Below are 18230 nucleotides of genomic sequence, written 5' to 3'. Positions count from 1 at the left end.
CTGCAATCATTTTTGCATATTTATTTCATTCTCAAAAGGTCCACGGCATATGTATTTTTTATAAAGGGCGGTACGGTCTTACAAATCTTTTCGATATAAGTTTATTACATCTTTTAAAGCTGCAGCTGCAGCGCCTCTTGGATTAGAAGCTCCACCAATTGTAGTAACTTGTCCCATCGTATCTGTAAAGAACGTAATTCCTTTTTCGGTTCCATTTACTTTTGCTAATGGATGATCTTTTTCTATTTGGCACGGTTCAACATTTAAATTCACATTGCCTCCCTCATCCTTATATGTTGATGCTATTAATTTAATAATTTTATGTTGTTCCTTAGCATTTCGAATTTGCTGTTTTGTAACGTGCTCGATTCCTTTTATATGTATATCAGTAAGTGTTTTCTCTGTTTCCATTAAGCTGTTTGTCAAAAGTAACAATTTACACGCACTATCTGAACCACTTATATCTAATATAGGGTTTGTCTCAGCAATTCCTTTATTTTGTGCTTCTTTCAGTGCTTCTTCAAATGTCATATCTTCCTCATACATTTTCGTAAGAATATAATTAGTTGTTCCATTTAATATTCCTTCTATTTTTTCAATACTGCAACCGGCTAAACTAAATTGTCCGATATCTAGTGTCGGTAGTGCAGCGGCTGTTGCACCGCTATATCGAATTCGTATATTTGCGCCTTTTGCTGCTTCATTTATTTCTCTCCAATTTGTAACGAGCGCACCTTTAGAAATTGCTACTATATCCACCTGTTTCTCAATCGCTTGTTTCATATATTGTTTCCCTGGATTTCCATCTTTAAGATTTGTAACCGTTGATTCTACCAATACAGTACCACTTATGCTAGTTGTTGCACGTTCCTTCGGATGATACTCTAAATATTTTTCAATTGCAGCGGTACCGCCACCATACATCAATAAATGATGAAGAGATAAGCCTTCTTCATTATGTATTGCGATATTTCTCCCTAATACGCCGCTTACAACTAATTGAATCCCATATGTTTCATATATATATGAATATTTTTCATTTAATAATTTTATAAACTCTCTACCTACTGTTCCGTATCCTGATAATACAACTTGAATTTTCATAATATCCCCCCATATTTTTCTACCAAATCCCTCTTTCAATATAATATAAAGCGCTCTCGAATTCCATCGAGAGCGCTTTATTATTACCTATTTCGGTAAACGTGATAGCTTTTCAGCAATTGTTCTATAAAACTCTTGAATGCTAGAAAAACCTAACGAGTCTGAAACACTTAACCCTACCATGTCGAGATGGTCCCAATTCGCTTTCGTTTCGATATGATTCCATTTTCCAATCTGTAATGACTCATTATTATTTACAGTAACATTAGAAGATGGTGCAATCATAGAATTTGTATTTACTACACCATCATTTTGCCACCAAGAAGTATCAACTAGCGGACGGTTTTCTTCATATCTCGCATAAGAACCTAAGAAAAATGCATTTCCCATTAACACTTTATTCATCGTTATATGAGGCAAATGTAAACCTGTTATAGGTGCTGCTTGTGATGCATGTCCACTATAGGATAAATAATACACATCTGGTTGCGTCTTTACCCAATTATTTAACTCCTTTGCACCATCTGTACTTAAATCCCATTGACTTATATCTTTTGTATTTTTCCAAAGTGAACTATTTAGAATACGATTACTATATTGGAAAAAGGACTCTCCAGCATTCTTCTTTATACCCCATTGATCCAATTTAAAATCATATAATGATAAATTATTGTTTCCCCCAAAGCTTGCAGCTGTAATGAGTAAATCTTTAACGAACGGCAGTAGAAGACTACCATCCGCAAGTGTTGTACCGTTGTGAGGGGTTGCTAATGTTGTAACACTATGAACATATGATTTTCCGCCTTCAAATAGTGGTGATATTTTGGTGTCTGGGTGATTTTTCACATAATTCTTTTCTTCAAAACTACCTTCTTTTAATAGCTGTACTAATGTTCTAATCGTTTGTCCACCCATGCTATGTCCAACTAAATGAACTTTATTTGTTTCACTCCAATTCGGCGCAAAACCACTATAAGTTCTGCCAAAACGATTATGTCCATGTTTCTCAGCATGGACTGCACCATAGTCTACTGTCCCACCGCTAATTTGTGCATACAATTCACATGCACGATCCCAGTTACTAGAAACAGGTCCAACAGCTGCGGTATGTACCGTATAACCATTTCGTTTCAAATCTTCCTGTATATCATGAACACCACCCCAATATTTTACGCCAAGCATTTCTTCTCTACCCCATCCAGCAAATCCATTCACTAATATGATAGGATAATTATTTTGTTGCCTCTCTTCAGCGTATGATATTTTCGCTGCGAATGAACATACGGTCACTAATGCAAAAAAACATATTTTTAAAAATAACTTCCCCATACTTTCTCCCCCCTAATAAAACGTTTACATTTTTCTTTTTAACTAATTAACAGAATAATTTAACAACTTAAACATAATGTAAAGTATTTTATATACTTTGTATATATAGAAAACATATACAAATGTTGATAAATATTAATTCAAGTAAATATTTACTTTTTACAATATAACTTGTAAATCTATTTATTTAGATTTATAATTAGATATAGTTTCCTCATGTTAAAAAGATTTAAAAACCATAAGAAAACTAATCTCATTGCTTGAAAAGGAGGAAAAATCATGCAAATCGGATCAAATATTCATACATTGTCTCAACCTACTAAAATAACTCCATCTCATCTTGAGCATAATACTATCTCTTCTACTAAACTTGAAAGTAAGAAAATAAATGATCCTATCAAGTTTGATATTCGTTTATCTGAAAAAGAAATGAAACAGCCTGAGCATAAATTTAATGAATTAGATTTATGGAAGATGCTAAAAGATAAAGGTGTTCCTTTATGGATTATACTTGAAATGCTACAAAAGGCTCGTAAAGAAAAAGAAGCACAAAATAATTCAGTTCAAAATTCAAATGCGATTGAAGAAACGAGTGAGACTCGATTAAATGAAGTAATGTAAGTTATTTAAACGGTATTAAAAAGAGCTCGAGGTTGATAAAGTATCCATCAACCTCGAGCTCTTTTTTAAGATTTTTCTCCAATCGTTACAAACTGAATTGATACCTCATCTCTATAACCTTCAATTAACTTTCTTACTTTTACTTTTTCATTAATCAACGTATTATCTGTCGATATTTTAGGGTTTTCATCACCTAATGACTTTTTCAAGTGTAGAAGTTGCATATTCGTTTCATTTGCTTTTATTTCTTTATACACACTATTTTTCGCCACAACGATATACCATAGTGCTCCATAGTCACGTTTATTGCCAAGCCAAGCATCACTACCATATGTAACAGGTATCTTGTTTCCTTCTATTTCAATACTTTTTATATTCTTTTCTTCTTCATTTATAAATAATAGGGAACTTTCTTTTGGAAAATTCGGCAACGTATCTAACGTTTTAGAAAGGGATGCTTGATCACGTTTACGAAAAAGCTTTGCATTCATCATCGCTTGTGCAGTAGATTCATTTATTATCAGAACCCTTTTTTGGTCAAATCTACCTGTTTTCACTGCAAAAGCTTCCTGTTCTTTCGTGTTTTCCTTATAACGATTCATAATTGCTCCAGTATGATTCTCATCTCCAATGATTAATACACCGTTAGCTGGAAATCTGTTTTCGTTTTTAGAGCATGCACTTACACTTAATAACAATAATATACTTAATATGAAAATAGATAATTGTTTTTTCATCACAGTTCCTTCCATAACTTCAAATTGTTTTTTTACATGCTTTTCTGCAATCTTACTTGCTGATTTTCTCTATTGTTCCATTGTCTTATGAAGCTTTTGTAAATAACGCCAACGAGTTATAAAGAAATATAAAACTTGTATACATATAAATGAAATTAAAATGACGATAGAGCTATTTAGAATAGAAAAATCGACTAATTGTTGTAATGCCATATAAGCGACTACAGTATGTATTACTGCAACGACAATTGGTAAGAAAAACATTAATAATAACTGTCTCGTTACAACTTTCTTTAGCTCCCGTTTACTTAACCCCATTTTCGAAATCATTTTATACTGCTGTTGATCACGATTCAAATCAGTATATAATCGGAAATAAATAAAACTAGCAGCAAATGTGAAGAAAACGATTCCGACTAAAACACTAGCCATAAGTAATAACCCATTCGTTTGTTTTGCACTTAACAACTCTATAGTTAGAGCTCTAAATTCAAAATGTATATCTCTAGGATCTTGATTAAATATATTATTTAATTGGTTTGAAACCTCTTTCGTTTTTATCCAATCATCTACAACAAATCCGTAAGTACGATATTGAATAATATCTTCATTATCTAGACCACTATTAAGTGGAATTCCATCATATACATGATCTTGAATAGCAATATATATCCCTTTCGTATCATGTGGCAAAACTAAATTATCGACAGTTTTTTTCACATGAAATGTCTTTGTCCAATCGCCTTGAATGACTTCAATATTCTTCTTATAATCACCATTTTTAAATTCTTGTTTTTGTGATACCATTCCAGGAATTAATAACATTTCATCTTCTTTTTCAATCGTTTCTTGTTGATACCCTAGTGCTCTCGCAAGTTCGTTATATTCACTTAATTTCATTACATATACATTACTTTCTGTATATATATATGAAGATGAAGCCATTCGATACGGAATATTAGCATCAGCCAGATGGTTTTTTATAATAGAGAGATGTTTATCCGCTATTTTGTTGTTTTCAGGAGCCATGTATAGTAATGTATACGGATTCGTCATCCTTACTAAATCTTTATTTCCAAGAGCAGCTGTCGTGCCAATTGCTGTAAAAGCAACTGCTGATATAATAGATACTATAAAAAACATTGTTGCATTATCTTTCATACGATAAATTAATTCTGAAAATGTTAGTATATTTGTTCTCTTTAAAAAGAAAGTTTCTCTCCTTTTAGCAAGATGCAATATATAAACGCTACACTGTGTATATAAAAAGTACGTTCCAATAATCACCAGGAATACTCCTATTCCTAGCACAATAAAACTATGATTTGGGATAAAGCGAAATACTAAAATATAGCCATACCCTATACTAAATAAAGAAAAAATTGATAATAAAATTGACGATTTTGGTTCAGGTTTTGGCTTTTCTCCTGCTTGAATCAGTTCCACAAGCTCTGTAACTTTTATCATTTTAAATGTAAATAATGAAACAATTAAAAACAAGAAAAGAAATGTAATAACTGTTAATAATACAGCCCGAACTGGTATATAAAAAGGTAAACCATTATTAATCATTAATACACTTGCACTTATCAATAAGACTAGTTTAGAAAATATGAGTCCAATGAAAATCCCTATACAAATTGAACCAAGTCCAATCAACATATTTTCAATTAATAATAATTTCTTAAGCTGTCTCATTGACATACCTTGCATCATTAAAATGCCAAATTCTTTCTTACGCGTCTTTAAAAACGAACTAACTGAATATAAAATGAAGAAAAATGAAAATACAAAAATCAATCCTTGCGAAACTGAAAATCCCAATGTACCAAATGCACTTATTGTTGCACTTGTCGATTTCAACTCACCTTGTAAATCAGGATGAAATAATAAAAGAGCATACGTAAAGAAAATCATAATAGAAAATGCACTACTTAAAAAATGGGCAGCATATGTACGCTTATTGCGAAAAATATTATTAAATGCGAACTGACGAAAAGTCATGCCTTTTCCCTCCTAACAAAGAAAGGACATCCATAATCTTTTGATAAAACGCTTGCCTGCTTTCACCGCAATAAATTTCGTTATATAGTTGACCATCTTTAATAAAGATTACTCGGCTGCAAAAACTCGCTGCATACGGATCATGAGTAACTAACATCATCGTAGCTTTTTCTTCTTTATTTAGAGTATCAAGCATCTCCATTACATCATTTGAAGATTTAGAGTCTAAATTCCCTGTTGGTTCATCTGCAAGTAATAATTGCGGCTTATGAACGATCGCACGAGCGATTGCTGTTCTTTGAGCTTGTCCCCCTGATATTTCAAATGTTCTTTTATTCAAGATATCTGTAATATTTAACTTCTCTGCAATCTCTTCCAATCGCTTGTTCATTTCTTGCACGGAAACACCATCTAAAGTCATCGGCAATACGATGTTTTCTTTTACAGTAAGTGTGCTAAGAAGATTAAATGATTGAAAAACAAATCCTAATTGTTTTCTGCGGAATAACGCTAAATCTTCTGATGATAATTGGAAAGGATTTGTGCCATTTATTAAAATTTCTCCCGATGATGGAGAATCAATAGTAGATACCATATTTAATAACGTTGTTTTTCCACTACCAGATGGCCCCATAATCCCTACAAATTCACCTTCTTGAATTGATAAATCAATATCAACTAATGCTTTATAAGGTACTTTCCCTTTATATACTTTACTAATACTTTTTGCATGTAAAATTTCCATGTATATTCTCCCTTCATTTGCACGTCTCATAACAGAGTGTAAATGAATTGTCTTACAGCTCATATTGATTCGTCTTTCATTTATCTTACACGCTTGTAAGATTTCTAAAAAAACTGATAATAAAACTATTTTCAAACTAAAATTAACGCATAACTATCTTATAATAATTGTATAGTAGTAGGAAATATAATGTATAATAAAGATTTATTATATAAAGGAGTAAAAGACCGATTGCTATCGGTCTTTTACTACCCAACGTTATATTTTTATCCACTCAGATTTTCTCAATATATAATGATTATATATTTGATTTTCTATCCTCTGTTGGGTCTTATAAATAAACCCGCATTTTTCAATAACTTTATTTGATGCTACATTGTTAATTAAAGCAATTGCGTTAAGGACATTTAAATTTGTTTCTTTAAACAAAAAGTCAATTAAACCTTTAGTCGCTTTTGTAGCATAGCCATGATTTTGATGTTCATTTGAGATAGCATACATTATCTCTCTGTTTGGTGAAGGGAGTTCTTCTTTCATACCTGTGCAGCACCATCCAATAAATTCATTTGTGGTTTTCTTAAATATTCCTAGTCTTAATATGTGATCATCTATGTTAGTCGTAGTTCTCACTGCATGAAGAAACGCTTTATTTTCTGGTATTTCATAATTTACAACCCAATTAACCCTTTGTTCTTTCGTCGATTTCCAGTCCGGTAAAAACTTTTCTATTTCCGGTTGATTGGATATGTTATAAATACTCTCTGCATCTTTAGTGGAAAACTCTTGTAAGTAAATTTCACCACAATCTAGCCTAAATAACTTAGCGGAATTTTCTATTTCCATGACCATCCCCCATTGCCATCAACCTAAGCTTTTGAGATACCCCCATACCGAAATTTTCACCTTTTTACAGTTATTTATGAGAATTTAGCTCATTTTTTCGTTTTCGGGAACAATCAATTTCTTAAGTTGATGGGTATGTGATAATGCATCCATTTGAACAAATTTTCCTTTTCCATACCGATCACACACCTTTTGTAGAGTAATAGTATCAGCATATCCCAGTTTAAGAATCTGATTACGAAATATTTAGAATTTTTTCGCGAGAATCCTCCGAAATGTAATACGGACTTTAAATATTTTCATTTATAATTCTCTATTTGTCTATACTTTTCATACCGCTGTTGTATAAGCTCTTCCGAGGATAATAGTATCAATTTTTTCAGAGATGATTCGATTACAGATTCAATCACTTTTGCCTGTGATTTTATATCATTTTGTGCTCCACCTTTAATTTCAGGAATGATTTCATCAATGATTCCTAAATGTTTTAAATCTTTTGCTGAAATTTTCATATGTTCAGCAGCTTCTGGAGCATACTTAGCGTCCTTCCATAGGATAGATGCTGCTCCTTCTGGCGAAATTACCGAGTACCATGAATACTCTAACATATGGATATGGTTACCGACACTAATGCCAAGAGCTCCACCACTTGATGCCTCTCCAATTACAATACAAACAATTGGCACTTTAAGTGTAGCCATTTCAAATAGATTTCGAGCTATCGCTTCAGAAATTCCACGTTCTTCAGACCCTTTCCCTGGATAGGCGCCTATTGTATCAATAAATGTAATAATAGGGCGATTAAATTTATCAGCTTGTTTCATAAGTCTTAGCGCTTTTCTATAACCTTCTGGATGTGCCATTCCAAAATTTCTTTCTATATTTTCCTTTGTATTTCTACCTCTTTGATGACCAATAACCGTAACGGGCATCCCTTTAAATTTTGCAATACCACCTATCATTGCTTTATCATCACCATATAATCGATCACCATGAAGTTCGAGAAAGTTTGTAAACAATAAAGGTATATAGTCCAATGTCGTGGGCCGGTTACGTAGCCTTGCAATTTGAACTCGTTGAAAAGGTGTAATATTAGAATGAATTTTATCTTGCATTTTATTTAAACGTTTTTCTAATACATGAATTTCTGGCGATAAATCTACATTATTTTCTTTCATAATTTTCTTTAATTCATCCAATTTCTCTTTTAATTCAATAATAGGACGTTCAAAATCCAAACTCATTTTACCCTCCAAATGTTATGATTTACCTCACTCTAATCAAAAGACTTAGAAATAGAATCAATAAATAATTCAAAACCATCCACAACTATTTTTTGTTCTGATTCTGATAAATTATTGAGAATACTTTGATAAAATGTAATGGATTGCTCTCTTAAGCAATTAACAGTTATGTGACCTTTTTCTGTGAGGTGCAGAAAAAGTTCTCTTCTATTTTTTTCATTTACTTCACGATAAATAAGCCCCTTTTTTACTAACTTATCTACCAATCTACTTACAGTTGAAGTCTCTAATCTAAGTTTATTGGATAGTTGCCAAACAGTTAATTTTTCCACCTCTAGTTCCTCTAACGCCATCATTTGAGAAGTTGGTAAAGGTTTTTCAAATGGCCCATTGGGCAAATTTTGAGATTCAAAAACCCCAGTTATTATAATCATTTTCTTAATATCTGTTCTTAGTTTTAAGGCATCTTCTCTTTTCAAATAGGTCACCCTCCTACAACTAATGTATCATACATCAATTGTATTATACATGAATATATTTTTTTCACAAGCTTAACGTAAGCCAATATTACAACAATGGTACGTTAAAAAAGCAAACGGAATACATCCAGCTTGATATGACACAAATGCTGTCTGGTCTAATCCCTGGTGAAACGATGGAAATCCCCGAGGCATACATTGGTCAAAACCAGAAACTTCCAGCACGTGTTATTATCCATCGTTTAACCGATGATCAAACGCAAATACGTCTGAAAAACCAAGCAATACGTGAAAAGAAGAAAGGCATTGTCATGAAGGATAAAAGTAAACGTTTAATGAGCATGAATGTATATATCACAAACACGTCGCTAGAAGAAGTACCGACGAACTACGTGCATTCATTATATTCACTTCGTTGGCAGATTGAAATTTTGTTTAAAACGCGGAAGTCATTCTTTGAAATTGATGAATGTAAAAATATAAAAAGAGAACACCTAGAGTGTCATTTATATGGGCAACTCATAGGTATTCTCCTTTGTTCTTCTACAATGTTTCAAATGCGACAGTTTCTGCTTGAAAAGAAAAAGCAGGAACTGAGTGAATACAAAGCGATTTATATGATTAAAGATTACTTTCCTTTACTGTTTCAAGCGATAGCGGTTGGCACAGAAGAACTTTTAAAAATTCTGCATCGCCTTTATCAACTGCTCAAAAAGAACGGTCGTAAATATCATAGACATAAGAATATGACCGTCTTTGATATTCTAGGGATTGTGTATAACACGACGGTGAAGCATAGACAAGCTGCCTAGCGAAAAATCACTTTTTAATAGGCTTCTTTAGCATGCCTACTTTTTTATCACTTACTAGTTTTGAAACAAGAAGCATTTCGTATCTAGTAATTTACTTGATTAGCTTGATGGGAATGTAACCATCCCCCTTAATCACGCTTACAAATACATTATAGTGCCTTAATCTGCTTCGTAAGTTCCATAAACCGTTCATCCAGTGCTTTATATTCTTTGTCGTTAGAAGTTAAAAAGCTTAATTTCCCTAATACTTCTTGTCTCTCTGTTTCTAGCGTTAAACGTAGCTCTTCAATATCATCTCTTGTTTTCGTAGGTTCTTCTAGCTGCTTTTGTATCGTATTGTTTGAAAACACGAGTTTTGTGTTAGTTGTTTTCTCCAGAAAATATCGATCGTGAGATACAATTACTAATGTTCCGTTATACTCAGCTAATGTATTTTCAAGTTGTTCACGTGAAGGTAGATCCAAGTGATTCGTCGGTTCGTCTAAAATGAGTACATCTTTTTCATCTAAAATATAAGCCATTAGCTTACATTTTACTCTTTCTCCCATACTCATATGCTCAATCGGCTCTTTCCATTGAGAAGCTTGGAACCCTAAATGTTTCATTAAATTTTGGACTTTTCCTCTTTCTTCAAACGTCTCTTTAAAAAATAAATTTTCTGGTGTTTTATCAAGCGGTAAATCAAAAACTTCTTGTGTTAAATAGCCGATGTTCGCAGATGGTGAAATCCATATTTCTCCTTCAGCAGTTTCCGTTCCCATAATCATCTTCAGTAATGTTGTTTTCCCACTACCGTTTGGTCCAACAATCGCAACTTTCTCACCGTGCTGAATTGTAAAATTAACGTTTTCAAATAATACTTTCCCATGAAAGTCTTTTTTTAATTGCTTCACTTCTAAAAAACGTTTTCCTACTTTTTTGTTCGCTTGAATAGAAAACTCAACTGAATACTCTTCTTTCACACGTTCTACTTTCGCTTTCTCCAGCTCTTTTTCAAGTCGTTTTCGTTTTGACTTCACTTGTGCATCCATTCGCTTCGCTTTTACACGATAGAATTCTTTCACACCTTCTTGTTTTGTAGACTGCGCGTGTGCCTTTTGTGACCATGAACTCAATTCTTTTATATGTGTTTCTACTTGTTCTATCTTTTTTTGCTGCTTTTCATATTCACGCTGCTGCGACTTTCTTTTTTGCTCACGTGCTTTCATGTAGCTCGTATAATTACCACTATGCTCAATTAATTTTTTGTCCTCAATTGACCATATTTTTGTTGCGACAACATCTAAAAAATATCGATCATGCGATACAACGATAACTGTACCTTTCATGTTTTTTATTTGTTTAATGAGAAATCCCGTACTGATCTCATCTAAATGATTTGTCGGTTCGTCTAATATTAAGACATTAGGATTTTCAGCAAATCCTTTTGCTAATCGAATTTTCAGCTTTTCACCACCACTTAAAGTATGAAAATCGTTCGTTGGCACGCCCCATTTCGCAAGAAGTTCTGCTTCTTTTGCAATTACATCATTACTAATAAAAGATTCTATTTCTTGCTCAACATATGCTGTTGTCATATTCATTTGCATCCATTCAACAGTACCTTTTGAAGGTTCAATCTTCCCATTTATTAATTGAAGTAACGTTGATTTACCAGCACCATTTTTACCGATTAATCCGATAACATCCCCTTGTTTTACTGTCACATTCATTTTCTCTAACAACATATTTTCTTTTATTTCAACATAAACATCATTTAATTTTAATAGTTCTTTCATAAATATCGATCCCTTTCATTAAGGGAGAATAAAAAAATCCTCCCAAATAAATTTGGCAGGATTAGTCATTACATTATTTATACCCAAATAAGCTATTGCGCAATATAAATAGCAATACCGTTGTTTGGAATTGGGCAGACTAATCCTATTTTTTAGAAATTGAAATTTATTGAATTTCAACATTTAAAAATAAGATTAGTTAATCATCGTCCACCCATCATTCCTTTCCGTCATTAATAACCATATTGTACCATACTAGTACTGTATGAGTAAATGCAATTATTTGTGCTGTTAAAAAGATTGCTTTCTTTTAGGCTTATTTATCATTTCTTAGCTTCATATTGAACAAGCACAAATTACATTGATTGTACTACGTCCTTTAGATTTCCCCAATAGTAAACTTCTAAGCACTCTCTCTTATATAAAGTGAAACTTTAATCAGTGGGGGTTTTCTTCATCCACACTGATTATTAGTTGAACCAATCGGACTTTTATGGGCAGCCCGACCCCCACCTAATTTCTTTGCTTTCGCTGAATTTTGAGGTGGGGGTCTTACTGCCCATTAAAGCGGGATAAATTTTGTATAAAAACAAAATATTATTCATTACCCAACAATAAATTATTGTTTATCGATAATTTTTTATTGATTATCCCCTTGTAATAAGCTATTATATTTTTACAGAAAATATTAATGTAAGGATTGATTTTATGGACAGGACATTAAAAATCACAAAGTTAAATATGTTTTTAATGATTTTTCTCATCCCGATTATAGTAGGGATAATTGTTGGTATACTAACTAAATTGGGGCAAAGTATACTTCCTGGACATTGGAATTCATTAGCTAATCTAGGAAGCGTTTGGTTAGTTCCATCCTTTTTTGTGGCTAGCTTTAGTTATTCTAAGCGTACAGCTATACTTTCTGGTATCCTTGCACTATTCGGAATGGTATTAGGCTACTATGGTTATGCAATAGTTATTAAAAATATAGCTCACTCTATTTATTTTATATCTGTATGGATTGTATGTGCATGTATAGGAGGAACTATCTTTGGAATTGCAGGTTTTCTATGGAAAGATACTACAAATCCACTTCATAAATTCGGAAGCTCACTTATTAGTGGAGTTTTTGTAACAGATGGACTTCACATTCTTTTAAATTTTGAAGACTATAGTCACATGTTACCTGTTGGATATACCGAAGTCATAGTCGGGATTATCTTGATTCTTGTATTAGAACGCTCTAATGCTCATCGAATTTCTTCTTTCTTAATGATGATTCCTATCACTATTTTGGGATTAATTGGATATAAATTATTAAGTTTGTTTACTTAATTAAAATTCATAAAGCTAGCTCTTTTAAAGGGCGAGCTTTTTTCTTACAATAAACTATTTATATATTAATAAATTATTAAATCCCTCTCATTTAACAGCCTTATTTATTATTGTGTCATTACACATACTTACACGATCTTTTATTAGAATCATACCAGTCTTGTATATCATTTCATTTAATCCATATAAAGTAAGGCTAAAAAACTTATTTCAAAAGTTCTTTAGCCTGAGTCATTTTACACATTAAAAAATATAATACGTACAACGGTACCTTTACCAACTTCTGAATAGATTTCTACACTATGTCCTAATTGCTTCGTAATTTCATATACGAGATATAGCCCCATTCCAGTTGATTCTTTAAAATCTCTACCGTTTTCTCCTGTAAAGAAAGGTTTGAATACTCTTGGTAAATCTTGCTTCGGTATACCTACACCATTATCAGCAATTTCAAGTATAACATTATTACCTTCCTTACAAGCTTTCACTTTAATTTTCTCTCTACTACCTGATGAATATTTAATCGCATTCGATAGTATTTGTCCGATTAAAAATTGTAACCATTTCGCATCACTTTCTACAGTAATGTCCTTATCAATTTCAAGCTCTGGATATACAAAATTCCGGATAAAGAAACGTTTATGCTCATGTACCGAATCATTCACTATTTTATGTAGTTGTACTCTTTCTACATAAAAATCTTGTGTAAATGCTTCTAAACGTGCGACATACAGAGCCATTTCTAATCCCTTTTTTAATCGATCAGTTTCCTCATTTATACTTTCAAAACGTGAATCTACTTCATCCTGTGTAATTAATTCTATTACAGATAAAGGTGTTTTCATTTGATGAATCCACTGATTCATAAAGGTTAAATGGTCATTATTTTTTCTCTCTTGCATTTGCAGCTGATTTTGATAATGTCGATATTGCACCTCAAGTAGTTCTTGAAGAGCAGCCGATACAGCTGCAAAATCAGATTTTTGAACAGATTCATCCAAAGATTGCATCGGGTTTGCTAGGCGCTCATAAAAAGAACGATGTGTAAAATAACGAAACACTAAATAACTTCCCATAAAGAAAACACCTAGAAACATTGCATATAACGCCGTTGTAATATGATTATGCCCATCAAACCAATATACGAGAAATATAGCTAGTAGTTGAATTATGGTAAAGCAAATAAGTGGTATATGATCACGTATAAACAACCTTATCATTTTTCTATACCATTATCCCAAGTAATATGAAATCTATATCCAACACTACGAATCGTTTCAATCGCACCTTCTATATGCAACGTTTGTAACTTTTTACGCACACGTGTTGTATTTACACTTAATGTATTATCATCAACATAAGATTCACTATCCCATAATTTATTAAGTAACACTTCTCTACTCACAACACGCGGATAATTTTTCATTAATGTCTCTAATAAAATGGCTTCGTTTCTCGTTATATCAATCTCGTCATTTCTAAGTTTCAATACAAGTCTTTCGGGATATAAACAAAGACCTTGTTGTTCAATCATTCGTTCTTCTAATTTCGGTGCATAATCTCCATATGCACGTCTTAAATGACTACGAATTTTCGCCACTACAACTTCATAATGAAAAGGCTTCGGAATAAAATCATCGCCACCGTTTTCTAACGCCATAACTTGATCCATCGTGCCTTCACGGGCCGAAATGAATAGTATCGGACATGTTGAAACTCCCCGAATTTGACGACACCAAAAGTACCCATCAAAACTCGGTAAATTAATATCTAATAAAACTAACTCTGGTTGTTCTTCTAAAAAAATGTTTAATACATTTTGAAAGTCCGATACAATAACTCCTTGATAACCATATTTCGCAACATGTGTCGATAATAGTTCTGCAATTTTCATATCGTCTTCTACAATCATAATTTTGACCATTATTGAACTCCTTTTTAATCCACAATCTCAAATATACTTATATAAAATAAATACTACCTCTTTTCACAAAATCAGTAAATTAAAAAAAGGATGCTTTTATACAAAAGTATCCTTTTTCGTCCCTTATCTATTTAATATGAAATTTACTAAAAGTAAATCCTAGTTTCTCCACATAATCCATTCCTAGTTCCATACGCGCTGTTTTCAGCGGATCCACAACTTGGCAAACTTTTAAATTACCTACTGCCGATAATAAAAGCGTTGCATCAGCTTTAGACATTGCTAATTCTTCATGTAAAAATGTCACCATATTACGTACAGCACGATTTGCTGCATCATCTAACAATTTCTCTGAAGCAATCGTCATCATTTTTTCTTTTTGAATAGCCATTGGTAATGGCCATTGTTTTCCTTTTATAATTTGAACTGTTACCGTTACCTCACCAGCAACCTCTACACCACTAACACCAATTTCACCATCACCCATTGCTGCGTGTAAATCACCTAATGCTAATAGTGCTCCTGGGACATTAACTGGTAGTAGTAATGTTGTTCCTTCTTTAATTTCTTTACAGTCCATATTCCCGCCGTGATCATGCGGTGTGCCACATGAAATGCTCTCTTCTTTCGGTGCAGTACCAATTACCCCAATCATTGGATTAATCGGGATTTGTAGTTCACTTGAAAACAAAACATATTCATTATGTATTGGGACAATTTTCACTGTATTTTCATTTAACTCATCACCCATTACACCAAGGTTTGCACCTGTAGTTAAAACGCCCTGCTCTGCAATTTCAATTTTTTCAATCGTTACGACTAATATATCGCCAGGTTCTGCTCCTTTAACATATACAGGTCCAGTCGCTGGATTAATTCGGTTCCAATCTAATTCTTGTAACACAACATCTTCAGAATCGATTTGATTTTCAAAGCAATCATATGTTTCAAATACAAGACTGCTCCCAATTTCTACTTCCATACACGGCTTATTTTCTGGTGACATTGAGTAAATGATATGGTCTTTATGAATTCGATACATAATACCTCTCCCTTTTATATTTATCTACTATTACTAATTAGCTTTTTTTATACAAGCTCCTCTTAAAATTAAATGTTATTTTTATGTAAAAAAGCACGCAGATTGTTTTATAACATACACTCTTTACTATAACAGAAAGGTGGTATCACTATGCCCCTTATTCCATACAACGAAAGTGATGTTGATTTACTAGCTCGATTAATTCGTGCTGAAGCTGAAGGCGAAGGTCGCCAAGGTGAGGAGTTAGTTGGATGCGTTGTAGTAAACCGTGTATTTTGTGATTGCTTAGATTTTAAACAACTCCGTACCGTACGAGACGCTGTATATCAAAGCCCCGGCGGATTTGAAGCAGTACAATATGGATATTTTTATCAACGCGCTCGTGAATCAGAAAAAGAAATCGCACGAAAAGTTTTACAAGGTCAATGGCGCTGGCCTGCACGATGGGCTCTTTGGTATTTCCGTCCAGTTGGAGCTTGTCCGCCTGAATGGTATAATCAGCCATTTGTAGGACAGTTTAAAAGCCATTGTTTTTATGAACCAAGTGGTGATGAATGTCCGAAAATGTATTCACGATAGTAAAATTTGCAACGCAAGTACTTAGAAATTTTGGTACTTGCGTTGCTTTTAACTGTGTTTTAGAAATCTAATAGTGTGATGAAATTTTCTATGCCTACTACATGTATTAATAATGGTATACGAGGACCATTTGATTGATTCATAATGAGCTTATATATAATAGTGAATAATTGTTTTTGATTTTCTTTCATTATTTTTTTATTTTCATGATGACAAATCGCATATAATTGCTCCATTAAGTTAGAGTAATCTTTATTAGAACGAAGTATTTTACAAACTTCTACTAGCCGTTCTTTCTGCCTTTCATCTAATGTGTAGTAAAACTCTGCATTTTTCTCCTCATTTACCGCGATTAATTTTTCAGATTGAAAGTTTCTTATCCAATACTCTGCGCGATTACTTATCGCTCTCATTTCATCTAATGCATAGCTCCTATCTATTTTCTTTAATATCCCCTGTAAAATAGTTGAATCAAAATTTAATAATGGTAACGTTCCTGCTACTTGATTAAATTTCGGATATTCTTTAATCTCACTATCAACTCTAGAGATTTTAATTGCATCAAATAAATCTTCATTTTTGAGCGTTTTATTTTCATAACTATCTTTCAATCGCTCATACTCTGTATAATTACGAATCACATCTTCATCCAACCCAATATGAAAAGCAGCGCCTGGTTTGTATTTTGCAAACATAAAGAGAATTACTTCTGGTATATACACTTTCAATAAATTGCTTGGTGTAATACTATTCCCTGAAGAACTAGACATTTTTTCATGATTCCCTTTAATACCAATAAAATCGTAAGCAACGTAATGAGGCGCTTCTCGATTGAATATTTTCCTTGCAATTTCTTTTGATACATTATAACTACCCGTTTCTGATGAATGATCTCTACCGCCCGGTTCAAAAATAACATCCTCTATCATCCATCTCATCGGCCAATCGATTTTCCAGTTTAGTTTCATTTTATTTGTATTTAATACGAATAACTCTTTTTCATTTCCGCATTCACATTCATACCGGACTGTTTTTAATACTTCATCAAAATGTGTAATAGTTGTTGTATCTTTTCCGCATCTCTCACAATATAATATAGCTGGATAAAAGCTCTCTCGCTCTTCTTCACTACACTCTCTAGTTTTAAAACCCATTAAAATATCATATATTTCTTTTCGTTTATACAAGGCCTCTAATATATTTTCGTTATACCTTCCGCTTCTATATTCATCATGTTGATAAATAAATTCTACTTCAATTCCAAATGCTTGAAGCGATTTTTCAAACTCTTTTTCAAAATGCTCCGCATACGAGTTATGACATCCATACGGATCTGGAATATCACAGTATGGCATACCAATATACTTTGCAAAAGATGGATCAATATTTTTTGGAACTTTTCTAAACCTATCATAATCATCCCACGAAAATATAAAACGAGTCTTTTTCCCTAAATCTTGAAGTGCTCTTACTACGAAATAAGTCGTTACGATTTCACGAAAGTTCCCAATATGAACAGAACCTGACGGACTAATTCCAGATGCACAAACAAACATTTCTTTATTTGGATGTTTCCTAATTAATTCATGTGCTACTTCATACGCCCAATGCATATATTACTCACCTCAATTATTTTTTGTTTCTCATTTCCAGT

The 18230-nt window shown here is 32.8% G+C and carries 16 protein-coding genes and 1 pseudogene; 4 read left to right on the top strand and 13 right to left on the bottom strand.

The window, feature by feature from the left end; translation table 11 throughout:
* Positions 1 to 78 precede the first annotated feature (78 nt).
* Positions 79 to 1104 (bottom strand): homoserine dehydrogenase, encoded by a 1026-nt coding sequence (locus tag ACTL4X_RS12605; RefSeq protein WP_234574455.1) that lies wholly within the window; start codon positions 1102 to 1104, stop codon positions 79 to 81.
* A gap of 87 nt (positions 1105 to 1191) precedes the next feature.
* Positions 1192 to 2433, bottom strand: a complete 1242-nt coding sequence (locus ACTL4X_RS12600) for an esterase/lipase family protein (RefSeq protein WP_000517071.1) — start codon at positions 2431 to 2433, stop codon at positions 1192 to 1194.
* A gap of 279 nt (positions 2434 to 2712) precedes the next feature.
* On the opposite strand from ACTL4X_RS12600, the gene ACTL4X_RS12595 reads away from it, so the two are divergent.
* Positions 2713 to 3054, top strand: a complete 342-nt coding sequence (locus ACTL4X_RS12595) for a DUF3914 domain-containing protein (RefSeq protein ID WP_001165490.1) — start codon at positions 2713 to 2715, stop codon at positions 3052 to 3054.
* A 65-nt stretch (positions 3055 to 3119) separates the two neighbouring features.
* On the opposite strand, the gene ACTL4X_RS12590 is transcribed toward ACTL4X_RS12595, so the two are convergent.
* From ACTL4X_RS12590 to ACTL4X_RS12565, 6 genes are all read right to left on the bottom strand, one after another.
* Positions 3120 to 3791, bottom strand: coding sequence for a lipoprotein BA_5634 family protein (locus ACTL4X_RS12590; protein ID WP_000744467.1), 672 nt, complete (start codon positions 3789 to 3791; stop codon positions 3120 to 3122).
* Between the two features lie 69 nt (positions 3792 to 3860).
* Positions 3861 to 5795, bottom strand: a complete 1935-nt coding sequence (locus tag ACTL4X_RS12585) for an ABC transporter permease (protein ID WP_000144148.1) — start codon at positions 5793 to 5795, stop codon at positions 3861 to 3863.
* Positions 5770 to 6540, bottom strand: coding sequence for an ABC transporter ATP-binding protein (locus ACTL4X_RS12580; protein WP_000404282.1), 771 nt, complete (start codon positions 6538 to 6540; stop codon positions 5770 to 5772). Before ACTL4X_RS12580 ends, ACTL4X_RS12585 begins: the two co-directional genes overlap by 26 nt.
* Before the next feature lie 258 nt (positions 6541 to 6798).
* A complete protein-coding gene (locus ACTL4X_RS12575) occupies positions 6799 to 7383 on the bottom strand; it encodes a GNAT family N-acetyltransferase (protein WP_017656679.1) in 585 nt (194 codons plus the stop codon).
* Positions 7384 to 7682: 299 nt separating this feature from the next.
* On the bottom strand, positions 7683 to 8627 hold the full coding sequence (locus ACTL4X_RS12570) for an acetyl-CoA carboxylase carboxyltransferase subunit alpha (protein ID WP_017656680.1): 945 nt from the start codon (positions 8625 to 8627) through the stop codon (positions 7683 to 7685).
* Positions 8628 to 8659: 32 nt separating this feature from the next.
* Entirely contained in the window at positions 8660 to 9106 is a 447-nt protein-coding gene (locus ACTL4X_RS12565; RefSeq protein WP_016122572.1) for a MarR family winged helix-turn-helix transcriptional regulator, read from the bottom strand.
* Positions 9107 to 9189: 83 nt separating this feature from the next.
* Between ACTL4X_RS12565 and ACTL4X_RS12560 the strand changes: the two are divergent.
* Positions 9190 to 9918: pseudogene (locus ACTL4X_RS12560) on the top strand (IS4 family transposase); the annotation flags it as partial.
* Between the two features lie 149 nt (positions 9919 to 10067).
* On the opposite strand, the gene abc-f reads toward ACTL4X_RS12560, so the two are convergent.
* The gene (gene abc-f, locus ACTL4X_RS12555) at positions 10068 to 11696 is read right to left on the bottom strand and encodes a ribosomal protection-like ABC-F family protein (RefSeq protein ID WP_000661372.1); all 1629 of its coding nucleotides are present in this window, start codon (positions 11694 to 11696) and stop codon (positions 10068 to 10070) included.
* Positions 11697 to 12404: 708 nt separating this feature from the next.
* Between abc-f and ACTL4X_RS12550 the strand changes: the two genes are divergently transcribed.
* Complete coding sequence (locus ACTL4X_RS12550; RefSeq protein ID WP_000376264.1) at positions 12405 to 13031, top strand: DUF6518 family protein; 627 nt, start codon at positions 12405 to 12407, stop codon at positions 13029 to 13031.
* Positions 13032 to 13267: 236 nt separating this feature from the next.
* Here ACTL4X_RS12550 and ACTL4X_RS12545 read toward each other — a convergent pair whose 3' ends face one another.
* The 3 genes from ACTL4X_RS12545 to ACTL4X_RS12535 all read right to left on the bottom strand — a co-directional run bounded on the left by ACTL4X_RS12545 (position 13268) and on the right by ACTL4X_RS12535 (position 15997).
* Entirely contained in the window at positions 13268 to 14251 is a 984-nt protein-coding gene (locus ACTL4X_RS12545; protein WP_002183605.1) for a sensor histidine kinase, read from the bottom strand.
* Positions 14248 to 14955 (bottom strand): response regulator transcription factor, encoded by a 708-nt coding sequence (locus ACTL4X_RS12540; protein WP_000238994.1) that lies wholly within the window; start codon positions 14953 to 14955, stop codon positions 14248 to 14250. The genes ACTL4X_RS12545 and ACTL4X_RS12540 overlap by 4 nt, the downstream gene beginning before the upstream one ends.
* 127 nt (positions 14956 to 15082) lie before the next feature.
* Positions 15083 to 15997 (bottom strand): acetamidase/formamidase family protein, encoded by a 915-nt coding sequence (locus ACTL4X_RS12535; RefSeq protein WP_000285669.1) that lies wholly within the window; start codon positions 15995 to 15997, stop codon positions 15083 to 15085.
* A gap of 150 nt (positions 15998 to 16147) precedes the next feature.
* Here ACTL4X_RS12535 and ACTL4X_RS12530 point away from each other — a divergent pair, with 150 nt between their 5' ends.
* Positions 16148 to 16576 (top strand): cell wall hydrolase, encoded by a 429-nt coding sequence (locus ACTL4X_RS12530; protein ID WP_001128402.1) that lies wholly within the window; start codon positions 16148 to 16150, stop codon positions 16574 to 16576.
* 59 nt (positions 16577 to 16635) lie between these two features.
* Here ACTL4X_RS12530 and lysS read toward each other — a convergent pair whose 3' ends face one another.
* Entirely contained in the window at positions 16636 to 18189 is a 1554-nt protein-coding gene (gene lysS, locus ACTL4X_RS12525) for a lysine--tRNA ligase (protein ID WP_234574453.1), read from the bottom strand.
* Positions 18190 to 18230: the final 41 nt, after the last annotated feature.

Origin of the sequence: Bacillus sp. RE35 (assembly GCF_052146655.1) — a bacterium.
Taxonomy (GTDB): domain Bacteria; phylum Bacillota; class Bacilli; order Bacillales; family Bacillaceae_G; genus Bacillus_A; species Bacillus_A cereus.
Note: the sequence above shows the minus strand (reverse complement) of the source record. Positions and strands in the feature narration are given on the sequence as shown.

Bases quoted from the DNA above. Each gene is read 5' to 3' on its own strand.
- ACTL4X_RS12570 (WP_017656680.1), bottom strand. From the start codon at position 8,627: ATGAGTTTGGATTTTGAACGTCCTATTATTGAATTAAAAGAGAAATTG.
- ACTL4X_RS12580 (WP_000404282.1), bottom strand. From the start codon at position 6,540: ATGGAAATTTTACATGCAAAAAGTATTAGTAAAGTATATAAAGGGAAA.
- ACTL4X_RS12535 (WP_000285669.1), bottom strand. From the start codon at position 15,997: ATGTATCGAATTCATAAAGACCATATCATTTACTCAATGTCACCAGAA.
- ACTL4X_RS12590 (WP_000744467.1), bottom strand. From the start codon at position 3,791: ATGAAAAAACAATTATCTATTTTCATATTAAGTATATTATTGTTATTA.
- ACTL4X_RS12575 (WP_017656679.1), bottom strand. From the start codon at position 7,383: ATGGAAATAGAAAATTCCGCTAAGTTATTTAGGCTAGATTGTGGTGAA.
- ACTL4X_RS12600 (WP_000517071.1), bottom strand. From the start codon at position 2,433: ATGGGGAAGTTATTTTTAAAAATATGTTTTTTTGCATTAGTGACCGTA.
- ACTL4X_RS12530 (WP_001128402.1), top strand. From the start codon at position 16,148: ATGCCCCTTATTCCATACAACGAAAGTGATGTTGATTTACTAGCTCGA.
- lysS (WP_234574453.1), bottom strand. From the start codon at position 18,189: ATGCATTGGGCGTATGAAGTAGCACATGAATTAATTAGGAAACATCCA.
- ACTL4X_RS12540 (WP_000238994.1), bottom strand. From the start codon at position 14,955: ATGGTCAAAATTATGATTGTAGAAGACGATATGAAAATTGCAGAACTA.
- abc-f (WP_000661372.1), bottom strand. From the start codon at position 11,696: ATGAAAGAACTATTAAAATTAAATGATGTTTATGTTGAAATAAAAGAA.
- ACTL4X_RS12595 (WP_001165490.1), top strand. From the start codon at position 2,713: ATGCAAATCGGATCAAATATTCATACATTGTCTCAACCTACTAAAATA.
- ACTL4X_RS12585 (WP_000144148.1), bottom strand. From the start codon at position 5,795: ATGACTTTTCGTCAGTTCGCATTTAATAATATTTTTCGCAATAAGCGT.
- ACTL4X_RS12605 (WP_234574455.1), bottom strand. From the start codon at position 1,104: ATGAAAATTCAAGTTGTATTATCAGGATACGGAACAGTAGGTAGAGAG.
- ACTL4X_RS12545 (WP_002183605.1), bottom strand. From the start codon at position 14,251: ATGATAAGGTTGTTTATACGTGATCATATACCACTTATTTGCTTTACC.
- ACTL4X_RS12550 (WP_000376264.1), top strand. From the start codon at position 12,405: ATGGACAGGACATTAAAAATCACAAAGTTAAATATGTTTTTAATGATT.